The 23,663-nt window shown below is 70.5% G+C and carries 23 protein-coding genes; 17 read left to right on the top strand and 6 right to left on the bottom strand.

Features of this window, described 5'->3' with window-relative positions; genetic code table 11:
* Nucleotides 1-141 precede the first annotated feature (141 nt).
* The 4 genes from LO762_RS24245 to lysX all read left to right on the top strand — a co-directional run bounded on the left by LO762_RS24245 (nt 142) and on the right by lysX (nt 5,121).
* On the top strand, nt 142-1,794 hold the full coding sequence (locus LO762_RS24245; protein ID WP_230618285.1) for an L-aspartate oxidase: 1,653 nt from the start codon (nt 142-144) through the stop codon (nt 1,792-1,794).
* Nucleotides 1,794-2,672: a carboxylating nicotinate-nucleotide diphosphorylase gene (nadC, locus tag LO762_RS24240; protein WP_230618283.1), complete on the top strand. Its 879-nt coding sequence runs from the start codon at nt 1,794-1,796 to the stop codon at nt 2,670-2,672. Before LO762_RS24245 ends, nadC begins: the two co-directional genes overlap by 1 nt.
* Nucleotides 2,672-3,460, top strand: a complete 789-nt coding sequence (locus LO762_RS24235; RefSeq protein ID WP_230618282.1) for a type III pantothenate kinase — start codon at nt 2,672-2,674, stop codon at nt 3,458-3,460. Before nadC ends, LO762_RS24235 begins: the two co-directional genes overlap by 1 nt.
* A gap of 137 nt (nt 3,461-3,597) precedes the next feature.
* On the top strand, nt 3,598-5,121 hold the full coding sequence (gene lysX / locus LO762_RS24230; protein WP_308104453.1) for a bifunctional lysylphosphatidylglycerol synthetase/lysine--tRNA ligase LysX: 1,524 nt from the start codon (nt 3,598-3,600) through the stop codon (nt 5,119-5,121).
* 12 nt (nt 5,122-5,133) lie between these two features.
* On the opposite strand, the gene LO762_RS24225 is transcribed toward lysX, so the two are convergent.
* The gene (locus tag LO762_RS24225) at nt 5,134-6,111 is read right to left on the bottom strand and encodes a LacI family DNA-binding transcriptional regulator (protein ID WP_230618280.1); all 978 of its coding nucleotides are present in this window, start codon (nt 6,109-6,111) and stop codon (nt 5,134-5,136) included.
* A gap of 393 nt (nt 6,112-6,504) precedes the next feature.
* Between LO762_RS24225 and LO762_RS24220 the strand changes: the two genes are divergently transcribed.
* On the top strand, nt 6,505-6,723 hold the full coding sequence (locus tag LO762_RS24220) for a LuxR C-terminal-related transcriptional regulator (protein ID WP_123670976.1): 219 nt from the start codon (nt 6,505-6,507) through the stop codon (nt 6,721-6,723).
* 74 nt (nt 6,724-6,797) lie between these two features.
* Here LO762_RS24220 and LO762_RS24215 read toward each other — a convergent pair whose 3' ends face one another.
* Nucleotides 6,798-7,736 (bottom strand): C40 family peptidase, encoded by a 939-nt coding sequence (locus LO762_RS24215; protein ID WP_230618278.1) that lies wholly within the window; start codon nt 7,734-7,736, stop codon nt 6,798-6,800.
* A gap of 124 nt (nt 7,737-7,860) precedes the next feature.
* Between LO762_RS24215 and LO762_RS24210 the strand changes: the two genes are divergently transcribed.
* The 4 genes from LO762_RS24210 (at nt 7,861) to LO762_RS24195 (ending at nt 12,696) form a co-directional block, all read left to right on the top strand.
* Nucleotides 7,861-8,373, top strand: a complete 513-nt coding sequence (locus tag LO762_RS24210) for an amino-acid N-acetyltransferase (protein WP_230618276.1) — start codon at nt 7,861-7,863, stop codon at nt 8,371-8,373.
* A gap of 7 nt (nt 8,374-8,380) precedes the next feature.
* Nucleotides 8,381-9,139, top strand: coding sequence for an RDD family protein (locus LO762_RS32820; protein ID WP_255687766.1), 759 nt, complete (start codon nt 8,381-8,383; stop codon nt 9,137-9,139).
* A 442-nt stretch (nt 9,140-9,581) separates the two neighbouring features.
* Nucleotides 9,582-9,917, top strand: coding sequence for an Lsr2 family protein (locus LO762_RS24200; protein WP_230618273.1), 336 nt, complete (start codon nt 9,582-9,584; stop codon nt 9,915-9,917).
* Between the two features lie 262 nt (nt 9,918-10,179).
* Nucleotides 10,180-12,696, top strand: a complete 2,517-nt coding sequence (locus LO762_RS24195) for an ATP-dependent Clp protease ATP-binding subunit (protein WP_230618272.1) — start codon at nt 10,180-10,182, stop codon at nt 12,694-12,696.
* Nucleotides 12,697-12,783: 87 nt separating this feature from the next.
* Here LO762_RS24195 and LO762_RS24190 read toward each other — a convergent pair whose 3' ends face one another.
* Both LO762_RS24190 and LO762_RS24185 read right to left on the bottom strand, forming a co-directional pair.
* Nucleotides 12,784-13,065, bottom strand: coding sequence for a hypothetical protein (locus LO762_RS24190; RefSeq protein WP_230618271.1), 282 nt, complete (start codon nt 13,063-13,065; stop codon nt 12,784-12,786).
* A gap of 83 nt (nt 13,066-13,148) precedes the next feature.
* Nucleotides 13,149-14,039, bottom strand: a complete 891-nt coding sequence (locus LO762_RS24185; protein ID WP_230618270.1) for an A/G-specific adenine glycosylase — start codon at nt 14,037-14,039, stop codon at nt 13,149-13,151.
* A gap of 66 nt (nt 14,040-14,105) precedes the next feature.
* On the opposite strand from LO762_RS24185, the gene LO762_RS24180 reads away from it, so the two are divergent.
* The 3 genes from LO762_RS24180 to disA all read left to right on the top strand — a co-directional run bounded on the left by LO762_RS24180 (nt 14,106) and on the right by disA (nt 17,555).
* Nucleotides 14,106-14,783 carry a hypothetical protein gene (locus LO762_RS24180; RefSeq protein ID WP_230618268.1) on the top strand — a complete coding sequence of 226 codons (678 nt, stop codon included), beginning with the start codon at nt 14,106-14,108 and terminating at the stop codon, nt 14,781-14,783.
* Nucleotides 14,784-14,860: 77 nt separating this feature from the next.
* Entirely contained in the window at nt 14,861-16,255 is a 1,395-nt protein-coding gene (gene radA, locus LO762_RS24175) for a DNA repair protein RadA (protein WP_230618266.1), read from the top strand.
* 229 nt (nt 16,256-16,484) lie between these two features.
* On the top strand, nt 16,485-17,555 hold the full coding sequence (disA, locus tag LO762_RS24170) for a DNA integrity scanning diadenylate cyclase DisA (RefSeq protein WP_308104448.1): 1,071 nt from the start codon (nt 16,485-16,487) through the stop codon (nt 17,553-17,555).
* Between the two features lie 287 nt (nt 17,556-17,842).
* Here disA and LO762_RS24165 read toward each other — a convergent pair whose 3' ends face one another.
* Together LO762_RS24165 and LO762_RS24160 are read right to left on the bottom strand one after the other, a co-directional pair.
* Nucleotides 17,843-18,883 (bottom strand): alpha/beta fold hydrolase, encoded by a 1,041-nt coding sequence (locus LO762_RS24165; protein WP_230618262.1) that lies wholly within the window; start codon nt 18,881-18,883, stop codon nt 17,843-17,845.
* A 57-nt stretch (nt 18,884-18,940) separates the two neighbouring features.
* A complete protein-coding gene (locus LO762_RS24160; protein ID WP_230618260.1) occupies nt 18,941-19,639 on the bottom strand; it encodes a class I SAM-dependent methyltransferase in 699 nt (232 codons plus the stop codon).
* Nucleotides 19,640-19,765: 126 nt separating this feature from the next.
* On the opposite strand from LO762_RS24160, the gene LO762_RS24155 reads away from it, so the two are divergent.
* The 5 genes from LO762_RS24155 (at nt 19,766) to LO762_RS24130 (ending at nt 23,646) form a co-directional block, all read left to right on the top strand.
* A complete protein-coding gene (locus LO762_RS24155; protein WP_230618258.1) occupies nt 19,766-20,638 on the top strand; it encodes a sugar phosphate isomerase/epimerase in 873 nt (290 codons plus the stop codon).
* Complete coding sequence (locus LO762_RS24145) at nt 20,635-21,204, top strand: TetR family transcriptional regulator (protein WP_308104445.1); 570 nt, start codon at nt 20,635-20,637, stop codon at nt 21,202-21,204. Before LO762_RS24155 ends, LO762_RS24145 begins: the two co-directional genes overlap by 4 nt.
* 69 nt (nt 21,205-21,273) lie before the next feature.
* Nucleotides 21,274-21,978, top strand: a complete 705-nt coding sequence (locus LO762_RS24140; RefSeq protein WP_230618257.1) for an ABC transporter ATP-binding protein — start codon at nt 21,274-21,276, stop codon at nt 21,976-21,978.
* Nucleotides 21,975-22,712: an ABC transporter permease gene (locus tag LO762_RS24135; protein ID WP_230618255.1), complete on the top strand. Its 738-nt coding sequence runs from the start codon at nt 21,975-21,977 to the stop codon at nt 22,710-22,712. Before LO762_RS24140 ends, LO762_RS24135 begins: the two co-directional genes overlap by 4 nt.
* Nucleotides 22,713-22,746: 34 nt before the next feature.
* Entirely contained in the window at nt 22,747-23,646 is a 900-nt protein-coding gene (locus tag LO762_RS24130; protein ID WP_230618251.1) for a proline dehydrogenase family protein, read from the top strand.
* The last annotated feature ends 17 nt before the right edge of the window (nt 23,647-23,663 follow it).

Here is a 23,663-nt window from a genome sequence, read left to right as displayed (position 1 = left end):
CAGGGCGGACGGGCCGCTGACCTGCGGGGACGGCGCCCCAGACCGGATAGTCCCGGCATTGCGGACCTTCTTCGCGAACCCTGAGGAATGCCTCGAAAGGGTTTAGTGTCATACTGACGAAAACCCCCCGAGGAGGGCGTGATGATCGAGCGGCTGACCGCCGGCGCACCGGGCTGGCACGTGGACACCGACGTGGTGGTGATCGGGTCCGGCATCGCCGGGCTCGTCGCGGCGATCCGCGCGGCCGCGCACGGCAGGGTCCTGCTCGTCACCAAAGCGCTGCTCGACGCCGGCTCGACCCGCTGGGCCCAGGGCGGCATCGCCGCCGCCCTCGCGCCCGAGGACAGCCCCGCCGAGCACCTCGCCGACACGCTCACCGCCGGGGTCGGCCTCTGCGACGAGGACGCCGTCGCGGCGCTCGTCACCGAAGGCCCCGGCGCGGTCCGGCGGCTCATCGAGGCGGGCGCCCACTTCGACCTCGCCCCCGACGGCAGCGTCTCCCTGACGCGCGAAGGCGGCCACCACCGGCGCCGGATAGCGCACGCCGGAGGCGACGCCACCGGGGCGGAGATAAGCCGGGCCCTCCTGGCGGTGCTCAAGGAGACGGACGGAGTCGAGGTGATCGAGCACGCGCTCGTCCTCGACCTCCTCATGGACGGCGGTCGCGCTGCGGGCGTCACCCTGCACGTCATGGGGGAGGGCTCGCATGACGGCGTCGGCGCCGTGCGCGCGCGGGCCGTCATCCTGGCTACGGGCGGGCTCGGGCAGGTGTTCGCGGCGACCACCAACCCGGAGGTCTCCACCGGGGACGGCGTGGCGCTGGCGCTGCGGGCCGGGGCCGAGGTCGCCGACCTGGAGTTCGTCCAGTTCCACCCGACCGTCATGTGGCTCGGCCCGGACGCCGAGGGCCAGCAGCCGCTCATCTCCGAGGCGGTGCGCGGCGAGGGCGCCCACCTCGTGGACGCCTCCGGGGAGCGCTTCATGGCGGGCCGCCACGAGCTCGCCGAACTCGCGCCGCGTGACGTCGTCGCCAAGGGCATCATGAGCCGGATGCGCGAGACGGGCGAGCCCTGCATGTGGCTGGACGGACGCCACCTGGGCGCCGCGTTCTGGGAGTCGCGCTTCCCCAACATCCTCGCGAGCTGCCGCCTGCACGGCGTGGATCCCGTGACGGAGCCCGTCCCCGTCGTCCCGGCGGCCCACTACGCCAGCGGAGGGGTCAGGACGGACCTGCGCGGCCGTACCACCATCCCCGGCCTGTACGCGTGCGGGGAGGTCGCCTGCACGGGTGTGCACGGAGCCAACAGGCTGGCTTCCAACTCGCTGCTCGAAGGACTCGTCTTCGCCGAACGGATAGGCGAGGCGATCAGGGACGACCTCGCAGGGCCACGTCCGCAGGCACGCCCGTCGGAACGCGCCACAGGGCTGCTCGACCCCTCAGTCCGCGCGGAGGTCCAGCACGTGATGAGCGCCTACTGCGGCGTCCTACGCGGCGCGGAAGGGCTGGCGAAGGCCGAACGCCGCCTTGCCGAGCTCGCCACCCGTACGTCCGCGCGGCCCGGCGTGGCCGCCTGGGAGGCCACCAACCTCCACCAGGTCGCCACGGCCGTCGTGGCGGCCGCCAGGACACGCGCCGAGACACGCGGCAGCCACTGGCGCGAGGACTTCCCCGGCCGCGACGACGCCGCGTGGCTCGGCAGGCTCGCCGGCCGGCTCGGGCCCGACGGCTACACGCTGCGCACGCTCCCCGCGAGAGCCGCGGAGACGACGACCACACCAGTGAAGGGCGAGTGATGACACCGGAGCTTCAGGAGCGGCTACGCGCCGCGGGACTCGATCCGGACGGGGTGGCCGCGCTCGTGCGCGCCGCGCTGGCCGAGGACGGCGACGTGGACGTGACGAGCGAGCCGATCTTCGACCCGGCGCAGGTCTCCACCGCGGACTTCACCGCGCGCGCGCAGGGCGTCGTGTCCGGGCTGCTCGTCGCCGAGGCCGTCTTCGCGCTCCTGCTCGGCGAGAGCGCCGTCCTGGAGCCGCGCGTGAAGGACGGCGAGCGGGTAGGGGCTGGCGAGGTCCTCCTGACGGTCACCGCCCCCACGGTCGGGCTGCTGCGCGCCGAGCGGGTAGCCCTGAACTTCCTCACGCACCTTTCAGGGATCGCCACCCGGACGGCGCAGTGGGTGGCCGCGCTGGAGGGCACGAAGGCACGCGTGCGGGACAGCCGCAAGACTCTGCCGGGCCTGCGCGACCTGCAGAAGTGGGCGGTGCGCTGCGGCGGCGGCGTCAACCACCGGATGTCGCTCCAGGACGCCGCCCTCATCAAGGACAACCACGTCGCGGCGGCCGGAGGGGTCACCGCTGCCTTCCAGGCGGTCCGGAAGCGTTACCCGGAGCTGCACATCCAGGTCGAGGTGGACACACTTGACCAGCTTCGTGAGGCATTGACGGCAGGAGCGACGGACATTCTGCTGGACAATATGACGGACTCCACGATGGCCGAAGCGGTACGCCTGACGGAGGGTCGCGCCACCCTGGAGGCGTCCGGCGGCCTGTCCCTCGACAGGGCCCGAGACGCCGCCGTGACCGGTGTGGACTACCTTGCCGTCGGTGGCCTGACGCATTCCGCTTCGGCCCTCGACATCGGCCTTGACTTCCGTTCAGCGGGGACCTGATGCTTCTCACGATCGACGTCGGCAACACCCACACCGTGCTCGGCCTCTTCGAGGGCGACGAGGTGATCGAGCACTGGCGCATCAACACCGATCCGCGGCGCACCGCCGACGAGATCGCCGTGGTGCTCCAGGGGCTGGTCACCCAGAGCCCCCTCCTCGTGGACACCGACATCAGCGGAATCGCCCTGTGCTCGACCGTCCCGTCGGTTTTGCACGAGATGCGCGAGATGTGCCGCCGCTACTACGGCGACGTGCCCGCCGTCATCGTCGAGCCTGGCGTGAAGACGGGCGTGCCGGTGCGGATGGACAACCCCAAGGAGGTCGGCTCCGACCGCATCGTCAACTCCCTGGCGGCCATCCACCTGTACGGCGGCCCCGCCATCGTCGTGGACTTCGGCACCGCGACGACGTTCGACTGCATCTCGGCCAAGGGCGAGTACGTAGGCGGGGCCATCGCCCCCGGCATCGAGATCTCGATCGACGCGCTGTCCAGCCGAGGCGCCCAGCTGCACAAGATCGAGCTGGTGCGGCCCCGGCACGTCATCGCGAAGAACACGGTCGAGGCGCTCCAGTCCGGCATCATCTTCGGCTTCGCCGGGCAGGTCGACGGCCTGGTCGACCGGATGGCCGAGGAGCTGTACGAGAACCCGGACGAGGTGAAGGTCATCGCGACCGGCGGCCTCGCCCCGCTCGTCCTGGAGGAGGCGCGCAGCATCGACGCGTTCGAGCCGTGGCTGACACTGCACGGACTGCGCCTCATCTACGAGCGCAACATAGGCGGCTCCTGAATCCTGTGTTTGATTTGGCCCGGGGGGCGGCCACCCACCCGTGCCGTCGGGCCCCGTACGCGCCGTCGGGGCCTGGCGGCCGGAGTTATCCACAGCTTCCGTTCGCGCGGGATTTGTGGTCTCGGTAGCCTGACACCGTGAGTGAGCAGACCAACGGTCCGGCCTCCGGCCCCGCCGCCGACTACACGGACGCGCCCGAGCAGATGCGCGTCCGCCTGGAGAAGGTGGCGCGGCTGCGGGAGAACGGCGTCGACCCCTATCCGGTGAACTTCCCGCGCACCCGCACCGTCGCCGAGGTGCGGGCGAAATACCCCGAGCTGGAGCCGGGCACCGAGACGGGGGAGAAAGTCGGGATCGCCGGGCGGGTCATGCTCTCGCGCGTCGGCGGCAAGCTCTGCTTCGCGACGCTGCGTGACGGCACCGGCGATCTCCAGGTGATGATCTCGCTCGCCGGGGTGGGCGAGGAGGCGCTGGCCGCCTGGAAGAGCGACATCGACCTGGGCGACCACGTCGGCATCGAGGGCGAGATCATCTCGTCCAAGCGCGGCGAGCTGTCCATCATGGCCGAGCGCTGGGTGCTGACGTCCAAGTGCCTGCGCCCGCTGCCGGAGAAGCACGCCGGGCTCACCGACCCCGAGGCCCGCGTCCGCTACCGCTACGTCGATCTCATCGTCAACGACGAGGCGCGCCGGATGGCGCGGCTGCGCAGCGACACGGTGCGCGCGGTCCGCGACTTCTGGCACGAGGAGGGCTACCTCGAGGTCGAGACGCCGATGCTGCAGCCGATCCACGGCGGCGCGTCGGCGCGTCCGTTCAAGACGCACATCAACGCCTACGACATGGAGCTGTACCTCCGGATCGCGATCGAGTTGTACCTGAAGCGGCTCGTCGTCGGCGGGGTGGAGAAGGTCTTCGAGATCAACCGGAACTTCCGGAACGAGGGCGCCGACTCCACGCACAACCCCGAGTTCACCATGCTCGAGGCGTACGGCACGTATCTCGACTACAACGACATGGCCGACCTCACCCAGCGGATGTACCAGAAGGCCGTCGTCGCCGCGTTGGGCCACTCGGTCGTCGTGCACGAGGGCCAGGAGTACGACCTGGGCCAGCCGGTGTGGCCGCGCGTCACGCTGTTCGGCTCGGTGTCGGCGGCGCTGGGCGAGGAGGTCACCCCGCACACCCCGATCGAGGCGGTGCGCAAGCTCGCCGACGCCCGCGACATCCACTGGGATCCCAAGTGGGGGCAGGGCAAGCTGGTCCAGGAGATCTTCGAGGAGCTGGTGGAGCACACCCTGCTCCAGCCGACGTTCGTGATGGACTACCCGCTGGAGACGTCGCCGCTGACGCGCCAGCACCGGGACGAGCCGCTGCTCACCGAGAAATGGGATCTCATCGGGTTCGGCACCGAGCTGGGCACCGCCTACTCGGAGCTGGTCGACCCGATCGAGCAGCGCCGCAGGCTCACCGAGCAGTCGCTGCTCGCCGCCGGGGGCGACCCGGAGGCGATGCAGCTGGACGAGGACTTCCTGCGCGCCCTGGAGTACGCGATGCCGCCGACGGGCGGCATGGGCGCCGGAATCGACCGGATGATCATGGCGTTCACCGGCAAGAACATCCGCGAGACGATCCTGTTCCCGCTGGTCAAGCCGGGCTCGTAACGCGCGAGCGGCTCAGGAGGCGGACTCCCGGACGACGAGTTCGGGAGCCAGCACGATGTGCCTGCCCTCGGCGTCGGCGAGCGCCAGCTCCGTCGCGATCCGGCCGAGATCGCGCCGGGGCTGGCGCACCGTGGTGAGCGGCACCACGGCGCTGGCGGCGAGCTCGATGTCGTCGTAGCCGACCACGGCGACGTCCTGCGGGACCTTCACCCCGGCCCGCACCAGCTCGTTGACGACACCGATGGCGATGAGGTCGTTGGCGCAGAGGATGCCGTCGGGGAGCGTTCCAAAGTCCAGCAGCCGCTGCGCCGCCCGCCGTCCGGCCGCGGGGCTGAGCGCGGGTTCGGCGATGGTGAGCGGCGCGGTGCGCCCGGCCTGGGTGAGCGCGCGCAGCGCCCCGGCCCGGCGCTGGCGCAGCGGCGGCGTCTCGGGCTCGGCGGTGACGAACGCGAGGTCGTGCCTGCCGAGCGCGGTGAGGTGCTCGGCGGCGAGCCTGCCGCCCGCCACGTGGTCCACGGTGACGGAGCAGGCGTTCACTCCGGCGATCCTGCGGTCGACGAACACCACGGGGATGCCGTGCGCGCGCAGCCGGGCGACGCGGCGCGCGTCGAGCCCGACGGGCGTCACGATGAGCCCGGAGACGCCCTGTTCCTCCAGGAAGTCCAGGCAGCGGCGCTCCTTCTCGGGGGAGCCGTCGCTGGTGCACCAGAGCACGTCGAAGCCGCCGGCGTTGAGCGCCGCCTCGGCGCCGCGCGCGACGTCGGTGAAGTAGGGGTTGGCGAGGTCCTCGACGAGTACTCCGAGTGTTCGGCCGGAGCCCTTGCGCAGGGCGCGCGCCGCCTCGTTGCGGACGAATCCGAGCTCGTCGATGGCGGCGAGGACCCGCACTCTGGTCGCTTCGGCCACCTGTTCTGGCCGGTTTAGGACATTCGAAACGGTCCCAACTGAGACTCCCGCGCGTCGGGCCACCTCACGAATGCTTGCTCGCATCAGGCCACTCCCCTCCGGTCCGGGATGAGTTCTCGCAGGTTAACGCCATATCGCTCGTGGAAGGCCGCACCGTGCGGCACCGGACGTGGCGGAATGATCACAATGAGCGCCCTTTTGGACCTTGACGGTCCGGATCCGGCCGCCTAGCGTTCCGGACCGTAGGGACCTTGAAACGATTCACGGAACGGGAAGGGGAAGGCTGCAACCGATGTCCCCTCTCTCACGCCGACGTTACTCACAGTTCCCCGCGAACGGCCCGCAAACGACGCATCGGCCGAGTCTGGCCACCGACGAACAGAACTGAGACCGAGAACCATTGCCCGTGCGGCCCCCCCAGGGCCGCGCCCCCGCGGTCGGCACCAACGACGAGGGAGGAATGGAGTGGAACAGGCCATGCTCGCACGCAGGGCGTTCGACGAACCTCGGCTGAGCGAGGACGAACTCAAACTGCTCGCCCAGATCGCCAGCGGGGTGACGGCGGACGTCGCCGCGCGCAAGCTGGAGCTCAGCGCGCGGACCCTGCGCCGGAGGCTCAGGACCATCTGCGACCGGCTCGACGTGAACACCCCCATTGAGGCCGTCGTGTGGGCGGCCCGCCGCCAGCTCATCTGACGACCTCGCGTCCCGCGCCGCCCGTGGGAGCCCCTCCGCTCCCGCGGGCGCCGTCGCGTCGCGGACGGGCCGGGTCAGGCGAGGCGCACCGCGCCCGCGTAGGGCCGGTTGCCGATCGGGGAGATCTTCACCACATCGCCGGTCTGCGGGGCGTGCACCATCAGGCCGTCGCCGATGTACAGGCCGACGTGGTGCAGGTCGTTGTAGAAGAAGACGAGGTCGCCCGGCTGGAGGTCCTCGCGGGCGATGTGGGTGCCCGCGTTCCACTGCGCGCCGGTGTAGTGCGGCAGGTTGATGCCGACCTTCGCGTAGGCCCACAGCACCAGGCCGGAGCAGTCGTAGGAGCTCGGCCCGGCCGCCCCCCACACGTACGGCCTGCCGAGCTGCGTCAGCGCGTGCCGCAGCGCCTCGGCGGCCTTGCCCGCGCCCGGCACCGGCGGGATGTCGACGACCTTCGACGGGTCCTTGCGGACGATCTTGTCGCGGATCTCGGTGTACTGCTTCTTCAGCTGGTCCTGCTTGTCCGTCAGCTGCTTGCGCAGGTTCCGGACCTGGGTGGCGCGGTCGTCGGCTGCCTTCTTGGCGCGGTTGGCCGCCTGCATCGCCGACAGCAGCGTCATGACGCGGGTGCCGTCCTGGGTGGCGAAGTAACTGAGCGTGGCGGACTGGTCGAGGAACGCCTGCGGGTCGTCGGCGGTGGCCAGGAAGATCGCCTGGTCCGCGCCGCCCGTCATGTAGCTGGTGGCGGCGAGCGTGCCCACGCGCTCGGCGACGGCCTCCAGCGCCTTCTGCTGCTTGGCCGCGTTGCGCGCGGCGACCTTGGCGGCGCGCTCGGCCTGCTTCAGCTTCACCCGCAGCCCGTTGATCTCCTCGCTGACCGTCTCCAGCTGCTCGTGGATCGCCTCGATCTTCTTCATCGGATCGGGCTCGGCGTGCGCGGCGCCGGGCAGGACGAGGAGAGAGGCGAGCAGGCCGCCGACGAAGGCGAGCAGACGGCTACCTACCAGGTTCACTGTCTTCCTCTCAGGGGCCGCCTATGGCTCAGCCGAGGAGACTAACGAACTCCCGGGTCCATGCCAACCGGAACCCGGTACAGGTCGGCGAAAGCGCTGCCAGGCGGATAGTCTCGGGCCCACTATGGAGTTGACGATCCGGCGGGCGCGCACGCCCGATGTCCGTGCTATCCGGCGGCTGGTCGACACCTATGGCGGCGACGGCCGCCGCCTCCTGCAGAAGAGCACGGTCAAGCTCTATGAGGACATGCAGGAGTTCTGGGTGGCCGACGCCCCCGGAAACGGCGGAGTCATCGGCTGTGGCGCGCTCCACGTGATGTGGGAGGACCTGGCGGAGGTCCGGACGGTGGCAATCGCCCCCGAATGCCGTGGCCTGGGCATCGGACACCAGATCGTCGGGCGGCTGCTGGACACCGCGCGGGAACTCGGGGTCCGGCGGGTTTTCTGCCTCACCTTCGAAGTGGAGTTCTTCGCGCGCCACGGCTTCACCGAGATCCAGGGCACGCCGGTGCAGCACGACGTCTATGAAGAGCTGCTGCGCTCCTATGACGACGGTGTCGCGGAGTTCCTGGACCTGGACCGGGTGAAGCCGAACACCCTGGGCAACACCCGGATGCTGCTTCGCTTGGAGGAATGACGTCATCATGAGTGGACCCCCCAATCCCTACGGACCCGGTGGGGGATATGGCCCGCCGCAGCCGCAGGGCCGCCCCCCGCAAGGCCCCGGATATCAGGGGCAGCCGGGATATGGGCCGGGTCAGGGATATCAGCCCCCCGGTCCGGCGCAGGGCGGGCCTTCCCGTCCCGCATATCAGCAGCCGCCTCAGCAGCCGCCCGTACCGCCGCGTCCGGCGGGCCCGCATCCGGCCGAGAGCCTTCCGCTGGCGGCGTTCCGGCCGCGCGCGATGGCCCGGTTGATCGACGCCGGTCTGGTGTGGGCCGCCGGTTTCGCTCTCATTCTTCCGATCGCTCTCGCCATCATCGGGGTGAACCGGGAAGAGGACGGCGTGTGGTCCGGTCCGACGCTGTGGACGCTGTTCATCGTCGTCGCGGTCATCCCGTTCCTGTACGAGGTGATCCAACTGGCCTTCTGGGGCCAGACGCTGGGCAAGCGCCGGATCGGCCTGCGGGTGGTGCTCGCCGATCCGGCGGGCGATCCGCTGCCGATCATGACGGCGGTGTACCGGGCGGCGATCAACAATCTCGGCTACGTGCTGGGCATTTTTCTCTTCTTCCTGCTCGGTGTGAAGGTCTGGTCCTTCTTCCTCTTCCTGATGGTCGTCGCGGCGGCCGGAGTCCTGATGGCCTACGTCTGGTCCGTCTGGGACAGGCCGCTGTTCCAGGCGATACATGACCGATACGCCGGGACTGTCGTGGTCGACGACAGGGCGGAGTGGCCATAGGGCGGACCGATAAGGTCCACGGGATAGACGAGACGCTCATCACAGGGAAGGCCGTCCGGAGGATCAACCGGACGGCCTTCGCCGCGTCCGGGCGGATCAAGCAATTCTCACCCTTATCTCCGGTTTATCTACTCCGTGCGCCGTCCGGGACGGGGGTGATGGGTTAAAGGTGGCTTCTGCGTTGGATTCGGATGGGAATCCATGATCGACTTGCCGGGGGAGATGGCCGCGGTATGAATCTGCCCCGGGAATCCTGGGTGATTACGGACCGTCACATCGTGCGCGCGAAAACTCCGGCCGGCGCTGAATTGTCAATCCGCAGTCTCCGGGTATATCTTTGTCAACCGAATGAACTGAAGCCGGGCTCGGTCCGATCGGTACTCGCCCTATCGGTGGCCGACTGGCCTGCCCCGGCACTACCGATTGCTGAAAGGCCAGCCCCATGGCACGCGAAACTATTGTTCGTCTGGTCGACGATCTCGACGGCGGCGCGGCGGACGAGACGGTGTCGTTCTCGCTCGATGGCGCGGCCTATGAGATCGACCTGAGCGCCGAGAACGCCAAGAAGCTGCGCGACTCGCTCGCCGCGTTCGTGGAGCACTCCCGTCGCGCCGGTTCCGTCAAGCGCGGCCGGACCGGGGCCCCGGCCAAGCGGGGCGCTTCCAACCGTGAGCGCAGCGCCGACATCCGGGCCTGGGCCAAGGGTCAGGGAATCAAGGTCAACGAGCGCGGACGCATCCCCGCCTCGGTGGTGGAACAGTACGACGCCGCGCACTGATCGGCTTCGAGTGAACGGCCCGTCCTCCGCGCGAGCGGGGGGCGGGCCGTTCGCTTGTGGCGTATCGGAAAGTCCGGTCGCACGCGCGAATCGGTGCGTCGACAGGGGTACTCGTGGAGCAAGAGCCCCAATAGGTCGTTCGCCTGTGGCGTATCGGGAACACGGCACGCTCAGTCGGTAGTTGGATGAGGATGAACAGCCCCAGCACTGGGAAGGTCTTCACCTGAGGACCTCCTGCGGGGCGGTGTGAGGGAGCGACGAGATGTTCGAAAGGTTCACCGACCGTGCACGGCGGGTGGTCGTCCTGGCCCAAGAAGAGGCCAGGATGCTCAACCACAACTACATCGGCACCGAGCACATCCTCCTTGGCTTGATCCACGAGGGTGAAGGTGTCGCCGCCAAGGCCCTCGAGAGCCTGGGGATCAGTCTCGAAGCCGTGCGCCAGCAGGTCGAGGAGATCATCGGCCAGGGTCAGCAGGCGCCGTCGGGGCACATCCCCTTCACCCCGCGCGCCAAGAAGGTGCTGGAGCTGTCGCTGCGCGAGGCGCTTCAGCTGGGCCACAACTACATCGGCACCGAGCACATCCTGCTCGGCCTGATCCGTGAGGGCGAGGGCGTCGCCGCCCAGGTCCTGGTGAAGCTTGGCGCCGACTTGAACCGGGTGCGGCAGCAGGTCATCCAGCTGCTGCACGGCTACCAGGGGAAGGAGGCGACGGCGACCGGCACCTCGACGGAGTCCGCTCCCTCCACGTCCCTGGTGCTCGACCAGTTCGGCCGCAACCTGACCCAGGCCGCCCGGGAGGGCAAGCTCGACCCGGTGATCGGCCGGGACAAGGAGATCGAGCGGGTCATGCAGGTGCTGTCCCGCCGCACCAAGAACAACCCCGTCCTGGTGGGCGAGCCCGGCGTCGGCAAGACGGCCGTCGTGGAGGGCCTGTCCCAGAAGATCGTCAAGGGCGAGGTCCCCGAGACGCTGAAGGACAAGCAGCTCTACACCCTGGACCTGGGCGCGCTGGTCGCCGGCTCGCGGTACCGGGGTGACTTCGAGGAGCGCCTGAAGAAGGTGCTGAAGGAGATCCGCACCCGCGGCGACATCATCCTCTTCATCGACGAGCTGCACACCCTCGTCGGCGCGGGCGCCGCGGAGGGCGCGATCGACGCCGCCAGCATCCTCAAGCCGATGCTGGCCCGCGGCGAGCTGCAGACCATCGGCGCCACCACGCTGGACGAGTACCGCAAGCACCTGGAGAAGGACGCCGCCCTGGAGCGGCGCTTCCAGCCCATCCAGGTCGCCGAGCCGTCCCTGTCGCACACGATCGAGATCCTCAAGGGCCTGCGCGACAGGTACGAGGCGCACCACCGCGTGTCGATCACCGACGGCGCGCTGGTCGCGGCCGCGCAGCTGGCCGACCGCTACATCTCCGACAGGTTCCTGCCGGACAAGGCGATCGACCTGATCGACGAGGCGGGCTCCCGGATGCGGATCCGCCGGATGACCGCGCCGCCGGACCTGCGCGAGTACGACGAGAAGATCGCCGACGTCCGTCGCGAGAAGGAGTCCGCGATCGACGCGCAGGACTTCGAGAAGGCCGCCGCGCTGCGCGACAAGGAGAAGCAGCTCCTGGCCGCCAAGGCGCAGCGGGAGAAGGAGTGGAAGGCCGGCGACATGGACGTCGTCGCCGAGGTCACCGAGGAGCTTATCGCCGAGGTGCTGGCGACGGCCACCGGGATCCCGGTCTTCAAGCTCACCGAGGAGGAGTCCGCCCGGCTGCTGCGCATGGAGGACGAGCTGCACCGGCGCGTCATCGGCCAGGAGGACGCCATCAGGGCGCTGTCCCAGTCGATCCGGCGCACCCGCGCGGGGCTGAAGGACCCCAAGCGTCCCGGCGGCTCGTTCATCTTCGCCGGCCCGTCCGGCGTCGGTAAGACCGAGCTGTCCAAGACCGTCGCGGAGTTCCTGTTCGGCGACGAGGACGCGCTGATCTCGCTGGACATGTCCGAGTACATGGAGAAGCACACCGTCTCGCGGCTGTTCGGCTCCCCGCCCGGCTACGTCGGGTACGAGGAGGGCGGCCAGCTCACGGAGAAGGTGCGGCGCAAGCCGTTCTCGGTCGTCCTGTTCGACGAGATCGAGAAGGCGCACCCGGACATCTTCAACTCGCTGCTCCAGATCCTGGAGGACGGTCGCCTGACCGACGCCCAGGGCCGGGTCGTGGACTTCAAGAACACCGTCATCATCATGACGACGAACCTGGGCACCCGGGACATCTCCAAGGGCCTGTCCATCGGCTTCGGCCGCGCGGACGACGCCAAGGGCGACTACGAGCGGATGAAGGCGAAGGTCGGGGAGGAGCTCAAGCAGCACTTCCGGCCCGAGTTCCTGAACCGTGTCGACGACATCGTGGTCTTCCACCAGCTCACGCCCAAGGAGATCATCCAGATCGTGGACCTGTTCGTCGCCCGCCTGGACGAGCGGATGCGGGACCGGGACATGGGCGTCGAGCTCAAGCAGTCCGCCAAGGACCTGCTGGCCGAGCGCGGCTACGACCCGGTGTTGGGCGCCCGGCCGCTGCGCCGCACGATCCAGCGGGAGATCGAGGACGCGCTGTCGGAGAAGATCCTGTACGGCGACCTCAAGGCCGGCCAGATCGTCGTGGTCGACACCGAGGGCACCGGCGAGAACGCCAAGTTCACCTTCAAGGGCATGCCGAAGCCCTCGTCCGTCCCGGACGTCGCGGTGATCGAGGAGGCGTCCCCGCTGAACCTCAACAAGGACTGACGGCCTTCAAGCGGAAGGGCCCGCACCCGAATCGGGTGCGGGCCCTTCGGCGTTCCTTCGGCCGTCTCAGGGGCGGCTGGGGGGTGGTCAGGCGAGCAGGAGGTAGGCGGTGCCGCCCGCGAGCACGAGCACGTCGGTGACGGCGAAGATGATCCAGGACCAGCCGACCAGGCGGCGGGCCGCCGCGCGGTCGGTGGCGACCCGCCGCATGCCCGCGTCGCTGAGCAGGATGCCGACGAGCCCGGCGGGGAGCACGGCGAACAGGGCGAGGGTGCCGAGCAGGAACGCGCAGACGCTGCCCTTGCGGGTCAGATCGCCGTTGGCGTCCACGCCCAGCGGGAGTCTGCCGCCGGCGACAGCGACGTCCATGGGGGCCTCCGAGGGGGTGGATGGCACTGTCCGCACGGTACGTCCCCGCCGTCACCGGGGGCAAGGGTTTTCTGTGACGCGGGTCATACTCCCGTCGCGGGTTCGGCGAAGGTGCCGGGAAGGGCGTACCTGCCGTCGTCCAGGGGGTCCACAAGGCCGTCGGCGATGAGGCCGTCCAGGGCGCGCTCTCGTTGGACGGCGTCGGACCACACGACGTCCAGGGCGGGCTTCTCCACGGGGTGGGAGGACTGCCGGAGGACGGCCAGGAGACGGCCCCTGCACTGCCTGTCGGTGCCCGCGTAGGTCTGGCCGCGCCGGGGCGGGCCGTCGTAGGCGGGCCTGCCGTCCCGGTACCAGGCGCACTGGGCGATCACGGGGCAGTCCGCGCAGCGCGGGGAGCGGGCGGTGCAGACGAGCGCGCCCAGCTCCATCACGGCGACGGCCCAGGTGGCGGCCGTCTCCGGGTCGTCGGGCAGGAGGGACTCGGCGAGGCGGACCTCGGCCGTCGTCTGGGTCTTCGGCGGGTGTTCCTGGCCGCCCTTCAGCCTGGCCAGGACGCGCCGCACGTTGGTGTCCAGGACGGCGTGCCGCTGCCGGTAGGCGAAGCTCGCGACGGCCGCCGCCGTGTAGGCGCCGACGCCGGGCAGGGCGAGGAGCCGCGCGTGGTCGTCCGGCACCCTTCCGGCGTGCCGCTCGGTGATCGCGACGGCGCAGGCGTGCAGCCGCAGCGCGCGGCGCGGGTAGCCGAGCCGCCCCCAGGCGCGCACGGCCTCGCCGGACGGCGCCGCGGCCAGCGCGGCGGGCGTGGGCCAGCGCTCCATCCAGGCGGTCCAGACGGGCAGGACGCGGTTCACCGGCGTCTGCTGGAGCATCAACTCGCTCACCAGGATGGACCAGGGCGAAGCGGACGGCGTGCGCCACGGCAGATCACGGGCGTGCACGGCGTACCAGTCGAGAACGGGTTGGATCGGCATCGCCGCCAGCTTAGGGGGTGCGCGTGTCGCGTGCGCTGCCGAAGATCCAAAACGCATACTGTCGGTATGGATTCCGGCACGCCAGGTTATGACGACGAGGGTTACGGCGACGCTTACTGGCGGCGCAGGGCGCTGGCGCTCGGCGCGGTGCTGCTCGTCGTCGGCGGGATCACGTGGAGCTGCGTGGGCGAGGACGCCCCGGCCCGCAAGACGGTGGCCGCCGGATCGGCGAGCCCGACCCCGACCCCGGAGCCCAGCGCGACCGGCACCGAGGCGTTCGTGATCCCGACGGTGACGTTCACCGCGACCGTCACGGCGACCGTAGCGGCGCCCCGCCAGCCCGGCGACGCCTGCGCGAAGAACAGCGTGGTGGCGACGGTCATCCCGGCCAAGGCGGTGTTCCGGACCGGCGAGCGGCCCTCGTTCCAGGTGACCGTGGTGAACACCGGCAAACTGGACTGCACCTTCGACGTGGGCGCCGAGCACTTCGTCGCGCGGATCACCACGGGGCCGTACAAGATCTGGTCGTCGGCGCACTGCCCGTCGGGGGGCGCGTCGTCCATCCAGATGCTGCGCCGGGGCATCCCGTACACCACGACGTTCGAGTGGAACCGGCGGCGCAGCTCGTCCGGGTCGTGCTCGACGCCGCAGTCGAAGGCGGTGCCGGGCACGTACACCGTGCGCGGGTTCGCGCCGGGCGTCAAGACGCCGAAGGAGACGTTCACGCTGGTCGCGCCGCCCTGAGCCCCGTCCCGCACGGCCTCGCGGAGTTATCCACAGGCGCTCCGGAAAATGTCGGCGGTTCTGTTTAGGGTCGTGGCATGGCGAAGGCAGTGAAGACCGCGTACAGGTGCGGCGAGTGCGGGTGGCGGACGGCCAAGTGGGTCGGCCGGTGCGGCGAGTGCCAGGCGTGGGGAACGGTCGGCGAGGCGGGCGCGGCGGCGCCGCCGCGGGTGGTGTCGGCGGGCCCCGTCACCACACCCGCCCGGCCGATCGGCGAGGTGGACGTGCGGTCGTCGGCCACCCGGCCGACGGGGATGGACGAGCTGGACAGGGTGCTCGGCGGCGGTCTGGTGCCGGGCGCGGTGGTGCTGATGGCGGGCGAGCCGGGCATCGGCAAGTCCACGCTGTTGCTGGAGGTCGCGGCGCTGGCGGCGGGCCAGGGCCCGGTCCTGTACGTGACGGGCGAGGAGTCGGTCGAGCAGGTGCGGTTGCGGGCCGATCGGGTGGGCGCGATCACCGAGCGGCTGTACCTGGCGGCGGAAACGGATCTGGGCGCGCTGCTCGGCCATGTGGAGGCGGTCGGGCCGCGCCTGCTCATCGTGGATTCGATCCAGACCATCGGCTCGGCGGAGGCGGACGGCGCGCCGGGCGGCGTCACCCAGATCCGCGAGGTGACGGCCAACCTGATCCGGGTCGCCAAGGAGCGGGCGATCACCACGGTGCTGGTCGGGCACGTCACCAAGGAGGGGTCGATCGCGGGGCCGCGCCTGCTGGAGCACCTGGTGGACGTCGTCCTGTACTTCGAGGGCGATCGGCACAGCAGGCTCCGGATGATCAGGGCGGTGAAGAACCGGTACGGCCCAACGGACGAGCTCGGCTGCTTCGACCTGTCGGAGGTCGGGATCGTCGGGCTGGCCGATCCGAGCGGGCTGTTCCTCACCCGGCGCGAGGAGCCGGTGCCGGGCACCTGCGTCACCGTCACGCTGGAGGGCAGGCGGCCACTCGTGGCCGAGGTACAGGCACTGGTCGGGCAGAGCTTCCTGCCCTCCCCACGCAGGGCCACCTCGGGGCTGGATTCCACCCGGGTGGCCATGGTGCTGGCGGTCCTGCAGCAGCGGGCGCGGATGAAGATGCACGAGAAGGACGTGTACGTGTCGACCGTCGGCGGAGTCCGGCTCGCCGAGACGTCGGTGGACCTCGCGGTGGCGCTGGCCGTCGCCGGGTCGAGTTCGGAGCAGCCGCTGTCGCCGACGCTCATCGCCGTCGGGGAGGTCGGCCTGGCAGGCGAGGTGCGGGCGGTCCCGGGCGCGCAGCGGCGGCTGAGCGAGGCGGCCCGGCTCGGGTTCCGCAGCGCGCTCGTGCCGCGCGGCGCCCTGGAACTCGGCAAGCGCGGGCCGCTGCGCGAGCTGGGCGCTGTTGAGTTCGAAGGGATGAAGGTGATCGAAGTGGACACCCTCGCCGAAGCCACCCGCGTGGCGTTCACCGCGCCATGACCTTCCGTGTGCGCCCGGCCCACGGTCCGGTCCGACCGAAATGGACATTTCGAAAGCATCACTGTCAGGAGGAAGGGGAACCAGCGGGACGAGCCGCACGTCCGACCCAACGGAGAAGGGGTTCTCGGTAAACTGACCGCGCCCGAATCTCACTCCAGGGGCGCATGACGGAAGAGATCTTCCGGTACGGCCGCGTCCCCTCTGACGACCGGCGACCTGCGGGGGTCCAGTGCCAGCACCAGAGAAGACCGTCGACGACAGACGCCGCGCGACGCTTGCCGCGGTGGCCCCGGGGACGCAGCTGCGCGACGGTCTGGAACGCATCCTGCGCGGCCATACCGGCGGCCTGATCGTTCTGGGCTACGACAAGGCGGTGCAGGAGTTGTGCACCGGGGGTTTTGAGCTCGACGTCGAGTTCTCCGCGACCCGGCTGCGCGAGCTCGCCAAGATGGACGGCGCGATCGTCGTGGACGCCTCGTGTACCCGGATCGTGCGGGCCGCGGTCCACCTGGTGCCCGACCCGGTGATCCCGACCGAGGAGTCCGGCACCCGGCACCGCACCGCCGAGCGCGTCGCCAAACAGACCGGGCATCCGGTGATCACGGTGAGCCAGTCGATGCGGATCATCGCGCTGTACCTCGACGGACGCTATGTCCTTGAGGACTCCGCGGCGATCCTGTCCAAGGCGAACCAGGCGCTGGCCACGCTGGAGCGCTACAAGCTGCGGCTGGACGAGGTGTCCGGCACACTGTCGGCGCTGGAGATCGAGGATCTCGTCACCGTGCGTGACGTCACCGCTGTCGTGCAGCGGCTGGAGATGGTGCGCCGCATCGCCGACGAGATCGACGGCTACGTGGTGGAGCTCGGCACGGACGGGCGGCTGCTGTCGCTCCAACTGGACGAGCTGGTGTCCGGCGTCGAGGAGGAGCGCGAGCTGATCGTGCGCGACTACCGCCCGAGCGAGCGCCCCGTCGCCCAGGTGCTCAACGCCCTGGACGCGCTCACCGCCGCCGACCTCATCGATCTCGGCGACGTCGCCCGCACCCTCGATTTCACCGGCACCGACTCCTTGGACCTGCCCGTCAGCCCCAAGGGCTACCGCCTGCTGGCGAAGGTCCCCCGCCTGCCCGGCAGCGTCGTGGAGCGCCTCGTCGAACACTTCGGCGGCCTCCAGAAGCTCCTGGCCGCCACCACCGACGACCTCCAGGCCGTAGGCGGCGTAGGCGAGTCCCGAGCCCGCTCCGTCCGCGAGGGCCTCTCCCGCCTAGCCGAATCCAGCATCCTGGAACGCTACGTCTGATCCCCAGCCCCTCAAACGCCCCCCGAAGCCAACACGGACCCCCACCCCACCCGGCCGCTTTCCACAGCGCCCGGGAGGTGTAAGCGCGACCCGGTGGTCAGCGGCTTTCCACGGCACTCCGCGCTGACATCAGCCACCGCGATTCGGGCCCGCCGTCTGGACTGAGGATCTTGATCGCCCCCAGGGCGATCAAGATCTGAGGGAAGACGGCGGATCCCAGCCCGAATCGCCGCGCGACGGAGGAGCGCCAAACAAACACAGCAAGGACCGGAGTAATACCGACCCGGTTAGATTCCCTTGATCAGGGTCTGAAGGTGCTCGCTTACATGCGTGGGGCGTTCCAGCATGGCCATGTGGCCGGAGGTGGGGATGACTTCGAGGCGGGCTTTGGGGCATTTGGTGGCGAGGGTGAGGCTGTGTTCGACGGGGGTGAGGCGGTCGTTCTCGGCGGCGATGATGAGGGTGTCGATGGTGGAGAGGGGGGAGCAGGGGGAGATCTCGGGGGTGGCGATCATTGAGTGGAGGAAGCCGGTGAGGGCGTCGAGCCGGGTGTGCGACATGAGTTCCTCGGCGAAGCGGACGGCGGTGGGGCTGGCGTCCGGGCCGAAGGCGATGAAGTCCTCGATGAGCAGTGAGGCGGTGCGGCTGAAGCGGCGGGAGCGTTCGAAGGCGAGGGCGCGGGGGGTGGCGGCGCGGGTGGCGCGCGGCAGGACGGTCTGTGTGACGCGGGCGAGCGCGGCGGGCAGGCCGAGGGTGACCTCGCCGAGGCCGCCGCTGGACGTGCACACGAGCCCGGCGCCCTTGATCTTGGTGCCCATCAGCCGGGGGTACTCGTCGGCGAACCGCATGATGGTCATGCCGCCCATGGAGTGGCCGACGAGGACGACGGGTGTGTGCCGTGGCACGGTGGCGTCGATGACGGCGCGCAGGTCGTGTGGGAGCTGCCAGAGCCGGTAGGTGTCGTGGGCGGCGGAGTCGGAGAGGCCGTGTCCGCGCTGGTCCCAGAAGACGAGCCGGCCGAGGTCCTGGAACGCCTCGCGCTGGAAGTGCCAGGAGTCGCGGGTGAGGGTCCAGCCGTGGCTGAAGACGATCGCGAGGTCGTCCCGGTCGGGGTTGTCGATCTCGGCGTGCAGCCGGGTGCCGTCGTCGGCGACGACCGAGACGGGGGTGCCGCGCCGGGCGCCGAGGACCTCGCCGGCGTACGGGTCGGGGCGCAGCGCGAGCCGGCGGGCGGCGTGCCGCTGGGCGAGTGCGCCCGCGACGCCCCCGGCGGCGGTTGCGGTTCCGAGGGCGGTGGCTGCCCACATCAGGGTGCGACGACGGCTCATGGGTGTGACCTCCTGTTCCCGGCATTGTTATACATATTGTCCAGCAATGGGAAGCGGTCAGTACGCCCGATGCCAGAGGTTGACGGCGTAGTCCACGTCGAGTCCGGGTGTCTCGGCGAGGAATCTGGCGGCGAGATCGGCGGGGAACTCGATGCCGAGCACAGCGGCCAGATCGTCGCGGGTGCCGAACGACCACCGGATCGTCAGCGGCTCGCGGCTGAATCCCTGCCGCGTCCAGAACCGTTCGACGGCCTCCGGGTCGTACTTCGGCAGCCACTCACGGAACCAGCGGCCGAACGTGGAGCGGGTCGCGTCGTTGTCGATGATGAAGGCGGTGCCGCCGCGTCGCAGCACCCGCCGCACCTCGCGCAGCCCCGGTTCGCAGCCGGGCCCGAAGAAATAGGCCCACCGTGCGTGCACGACGTCGACGGAGGCGTCGGGCAGCGGGACGGCCTGCGCGGCGCCCGTCAAGACCGTGACGTTGCCCAGGAGGGCGGTCCGGCGGCGGGCGGCGGCGGCGAGGCCCGCGTGGGGTTCGACGCCGATCACCCGGCCCGCCTTCGCGGCGAAGAACGGCAGGTGGAAGCCGGTGCCGCAGCCGAGGTCGAGGACCGTCGCGCCGTCCCACGGGCGGATCCCGGCCATGGCCGCGGCGAGGACGCCGTCGGGGTCGACCGCCCGGTTCTCCAGTTCGTAGATCTGCGGCGTGTTCCAGATGTTGGGGCTGGGGACGGCCCCGGGGGCGATCTCCGTCACGCACCGAGGGTAACCGCCGTGAGGCGGGGCGCGTGCTTCCCGCCGGTGGTGCGCGCTTCCACCCGAGAAAGCGCATAGGCTTTCTGTGCTAGAGACGGCCAGGGAGGCTTCCAGGGAGGCGCGGCCTTGTCCCGTAACGACGTAGCCAAGTCGATCAGGGTGCCGGACGCCCCGATCACGCTTTCGACGGCCTCGGTCTACCCGGAGAAGGTGCCGAGCGCCTTCGAGACCGCGGCCTGGCTGGGTTACGACGGCGTTGAGGTCATGGTCACGCTGGACGCGGCCTCGCAGGATCTGAACGTGCTGCGGCGGCTGTCGGAGTACCACCAGATGCCGATCAAGTCGATCCACGCGCCCTGTCTGCTGTTCACGCAGATGGTGTGGGGGCGTGACCCCTGGGTGAAGCTGCTGCGGTCCAAGGAGATCGCCGAGCAGCTCGGGGCCGAGGTCGTGGTGGTGCACCCGCCGTTCCGGTGGCAGCGCGAGTACGCGCGCGAGTTCGAGGTGGGCCTGGCCCGCATGCAGGACGAGACGGACGTGATCTTCGCCGTCGAGAACATGTTCCCGGCGAAGGCGCGTGGCACGGAGCTGGGCATGTACTCGCCGCACTGGGATCCGAGCGCCTACGACTACCCGCATCTGACCCTGGACATGTCGCACACGGCGGTGTCGGGCAGTGATCCGCTGGCGATGGCCGACACGTTCGGCGAGCGGCTGCGGCACCTGCACCTGGCGGACGGCGTGGGCATCCCGAACAAGGACGAGCACCTGGTGCCGGGCCGGGGCGCCCAGCCGTGCGGGGAGATGCTGGAGAGGCTGGCCCTGGAGGGCTACCGGGGCCATGTGGTGCTTGAGGTGAACACTCGTAAGGTGACGTCGCGGTCGGAGCGGGTCGAGGATCTCGCCGAGGCGCTGGCGTTCGCGCGGCTGCATCTGGCGGCGAGCCGCACGTGGGAGGTGTCGGCCTCCGGCGAGGTCTCCCGCCAGCCGGGCAGGTGAGCGGGCCGGGGCGCAGGCCGGGGCCGTCGGCGACGCGGGCGCGGATCGTCGCGGCGGCGCGCGAGCTGTTCGCGGAGAAGGGCTTCGACGCGACGTCGCTGCGCGCGGTGGCGCGGGCGGCGGAGGTGGATCCGGCGCTGGTGCACCACTACTTCACCGGTAAGGCGGCGCTGTTCGTCGCGGCGATGGAGTTCCCGTTCGACCCGTCCGAGGTGCTGCCGCTGGTGTTGGAGGGGCCTCGGGAGGAGTTGGGGGAGCGTCTGGTGCGGACGTTCCTGGGGCTGTGGGGCGATCCGGAGTTGGGGCCGCGCCTGTTGGCGGTGGTGCGGACGGCGGTCGCGGGGGAGGGTGGCGCGGCGCTGGTCCGCGAGTTCGTGTCGGCGGCGCTGTTGAACCGGATCGCGGACGCGCTCGACGTCCCGCGCCTGCGGGTGGCGGCGGTGGCGTCCCAGATGGTGGGGTTCGTGATCGCGCAGCGGGTGCTGGAGCTGCCCGCCGTGGTCGCCGCGTCGGATGACGAGATCGTGGCGTTGCTGGCGCCGACCGTCCAGCGTTACCTGGGGTAGACCCTTTCCTGTCCTGCTCTTGACCGGCTTCGTGCGCCCGATTAATTTCATCACATGGTGAATTCTTGTGTGAGGGTCTCGGGACTCCACGTGGTCAGGGGAGGTCGGGAGGTCCTGCACGGGATCTCCTTCGACGTCCCGCGAGGTCAGGTGCTCGGCCTGCTCGGGCCCAGCGGGAGTGGGAAGACGACGTTGCTGCGCGCGATCGTCGGGGTCCAGGTCGTCGCGAGTGGCTCGGTGGACGTCCTGGGCGCCCCTGCGGGCGACAGGAGCGTCCGGGGCAGGGTCGGGTACGCGACGCAGAGTCCTGCCGTCTACGGCGATCTGAGCGTCCGCGAGAACCTGGCCTACTTCGCCGACGTGCTGGGCCTGCCGCGCGGCGCCGTCGCCGAGGTGATCGAGCGGGTCGATCTGGCCGCGCACGCCGACCGGGTGGTGGGCGCCCTGTCCGGCGGGCAGCGCGGCCGGGTCAACCTGGCGGCGGCGCTGCTGGGCGGGCCCGAGCTGATCGTGCTGGACGAGCCGACGGTCGGGCTGGACCCGGTGCTGCGCGAGCGGCTGTGGGCGCTGTTCCACGAGCTGGCGGCCGAGGGCGCGGCGCTCGTCGTGTCCAGCCACGTCATGGAGGAGGCGGGCCGCTGCGACCGGCTCGTCCTGCTCCGCGAGGGCGTCGTCCTCGCGGACGCGACACCGGCCGAGCTGCGCGCCGGCACCGGCACCGACGATCTCGACCAGGCGTTCCTGCGCCTCGTCAGGCAGGAGGCACAGGCGTGAACCCCAGGGTGACCCTCGCGACGACCCGGCGCATCCTCCAGCAGCTCAGGCGCGACCCGAGGACGATCGCGCTGCTGCTGGTCCTGCCGACGGCCCTCACCGCCGTCCTCCGGTACGTGTTCGACGACGACCAGGCGGTGTTCACCCGGGTCGGCCCGCTCATGCTCGGGATCTTCCCGCTGGCCACGATGTTCGTGGTGACGAGCGTGGCGACCCTGCGCGAGCGCACCGGAGGCACCCTGGAAAGGCTGATGACCACGCCGCTGGCCAAGCTGGACCTGCTGCTCGGGTACGCCCTGGCGTTCTCGGTGGCGGCCGTCGCGCAGATCGCGGTGCTGCTGCCCGTCTCGCTGCTGCTGCTCGGCCTTGAGGTGGAGGGGCCGCTGTGGGCGCTGGTGCTGGTGGCGGTGCTCGTCGCGGTCCTGGGTGTGGCGCTCGGGCTGCTGGGTAGCGCGTTCGCCCGAACCGAGTTCCAGGCCGTCCAGATGTTCCCGGCGCTCATCCTGCCCCAGGTGCTGCTGTGCGGGCTGTTCGCGCCGCGCGACTCGATGGGCCCGGTGCTCGGCCTCCTGTCGGACCTGATGCCGCTGTCCTACGCGGTGGACGCCCTGCGCGCGTTGGCCGTCGAGCCCGGATTCGGCTCGGGGCAGGCCGTCGACACCGCCGTCATCGCGGGGGTCGCGTTGGCGGCGCTGCTGGTCGGCGCGGCCACGCTGCCCCGGCGCACCGGGTGAGGGGAGCTTAGGCTGGCTTCGGAGGGGGGATCCGATGCTTCGCCGAACACTGGTGGCCGCCGCGCACAATGATCCGCTGCGCAAGGCGGTCGAGCGGCTTCCCGCGGCGCGTGCCGTCGCGGAGCGGTACATCGTGGGGGAGACCGTGGGTGAGGTGCTCCTCGCGACCCGGATCCTGCGCAGCGAGCGGCTGCTCGTGGACGTCGAGCGGCTCGGCGAGGAGGTGCGGACGCGGGAGGAGGCCGAGGAGACGGTCTCCGCCTACGAGCGGCTTCTGGTGGAGCTGCCCGAGGGCGCGGAGGTGTCGGTCCGGCCCACCGCGCTCGGCCTGCGCCTTGACGAGGACCTCGCCTACGCGTGCGCCGAGCGCATCTGCGAGGCCGCGGCAGCGGCCGGGACGACGGTGACGCTCTACATGGAGGACCACACGACCGTGGACGCGACGCTGCGCGTCCTGAACAGGCTGAGGTTCGGCTATCCGCTGACGGGCGTCGTCGTCCAGTCGTACCTGCGCCGGTCAGAGGAGTACTGCGCGGAGCTCTCGCACGCCGAGTCCAGGGTCCGCCTGTGCAAGGGCGCCTTCGCCGCGCCGATGGAGGTCGCCTTCACCGACCGGGAGGAGATCGACAAGTCCTTCGTGCGCTGCCTACGGCTGCTCATGGCGGGCGAGGGCTACCCGATGATCGCCACGCACGACCCCCGGCTCCTGGAGATCGTCGACGCGCTGCGGATCATCCACGACCGCCCGTACGACTCGTTCGAGTACCAGATGTTCTACGGCGTCCGCCCCGACGAACAGCACCGGCTCGCTGAGACGGGCGCCCGCGTCCGCGTCTACGTCCCCTACGGCAAGGACTGGTACCCGTACCTCATGCGCCGGGTCGCCGAACACCCCGCGACCCTCCGCTACTTCCTCCGCGCCCCGTCCACCTGAGCAGGGCCCGGGGCCGC

Origin of the sequence: Actinocorallia sp. API 0066, assembly GCF_020991275.1 — a bacterium.
In the GTDB taxonomy this organism is placed as follows: domain Bacteria; phylum Actinomycetota; class Actinomycetes; order Streptosporangiales; family Streptosporangiaceae; genus Actinocorallia.
Note: the sequence above shows the minus strand (reverse complement) of the source record. Positions and strands in the feature narration are given on the sequence as shown.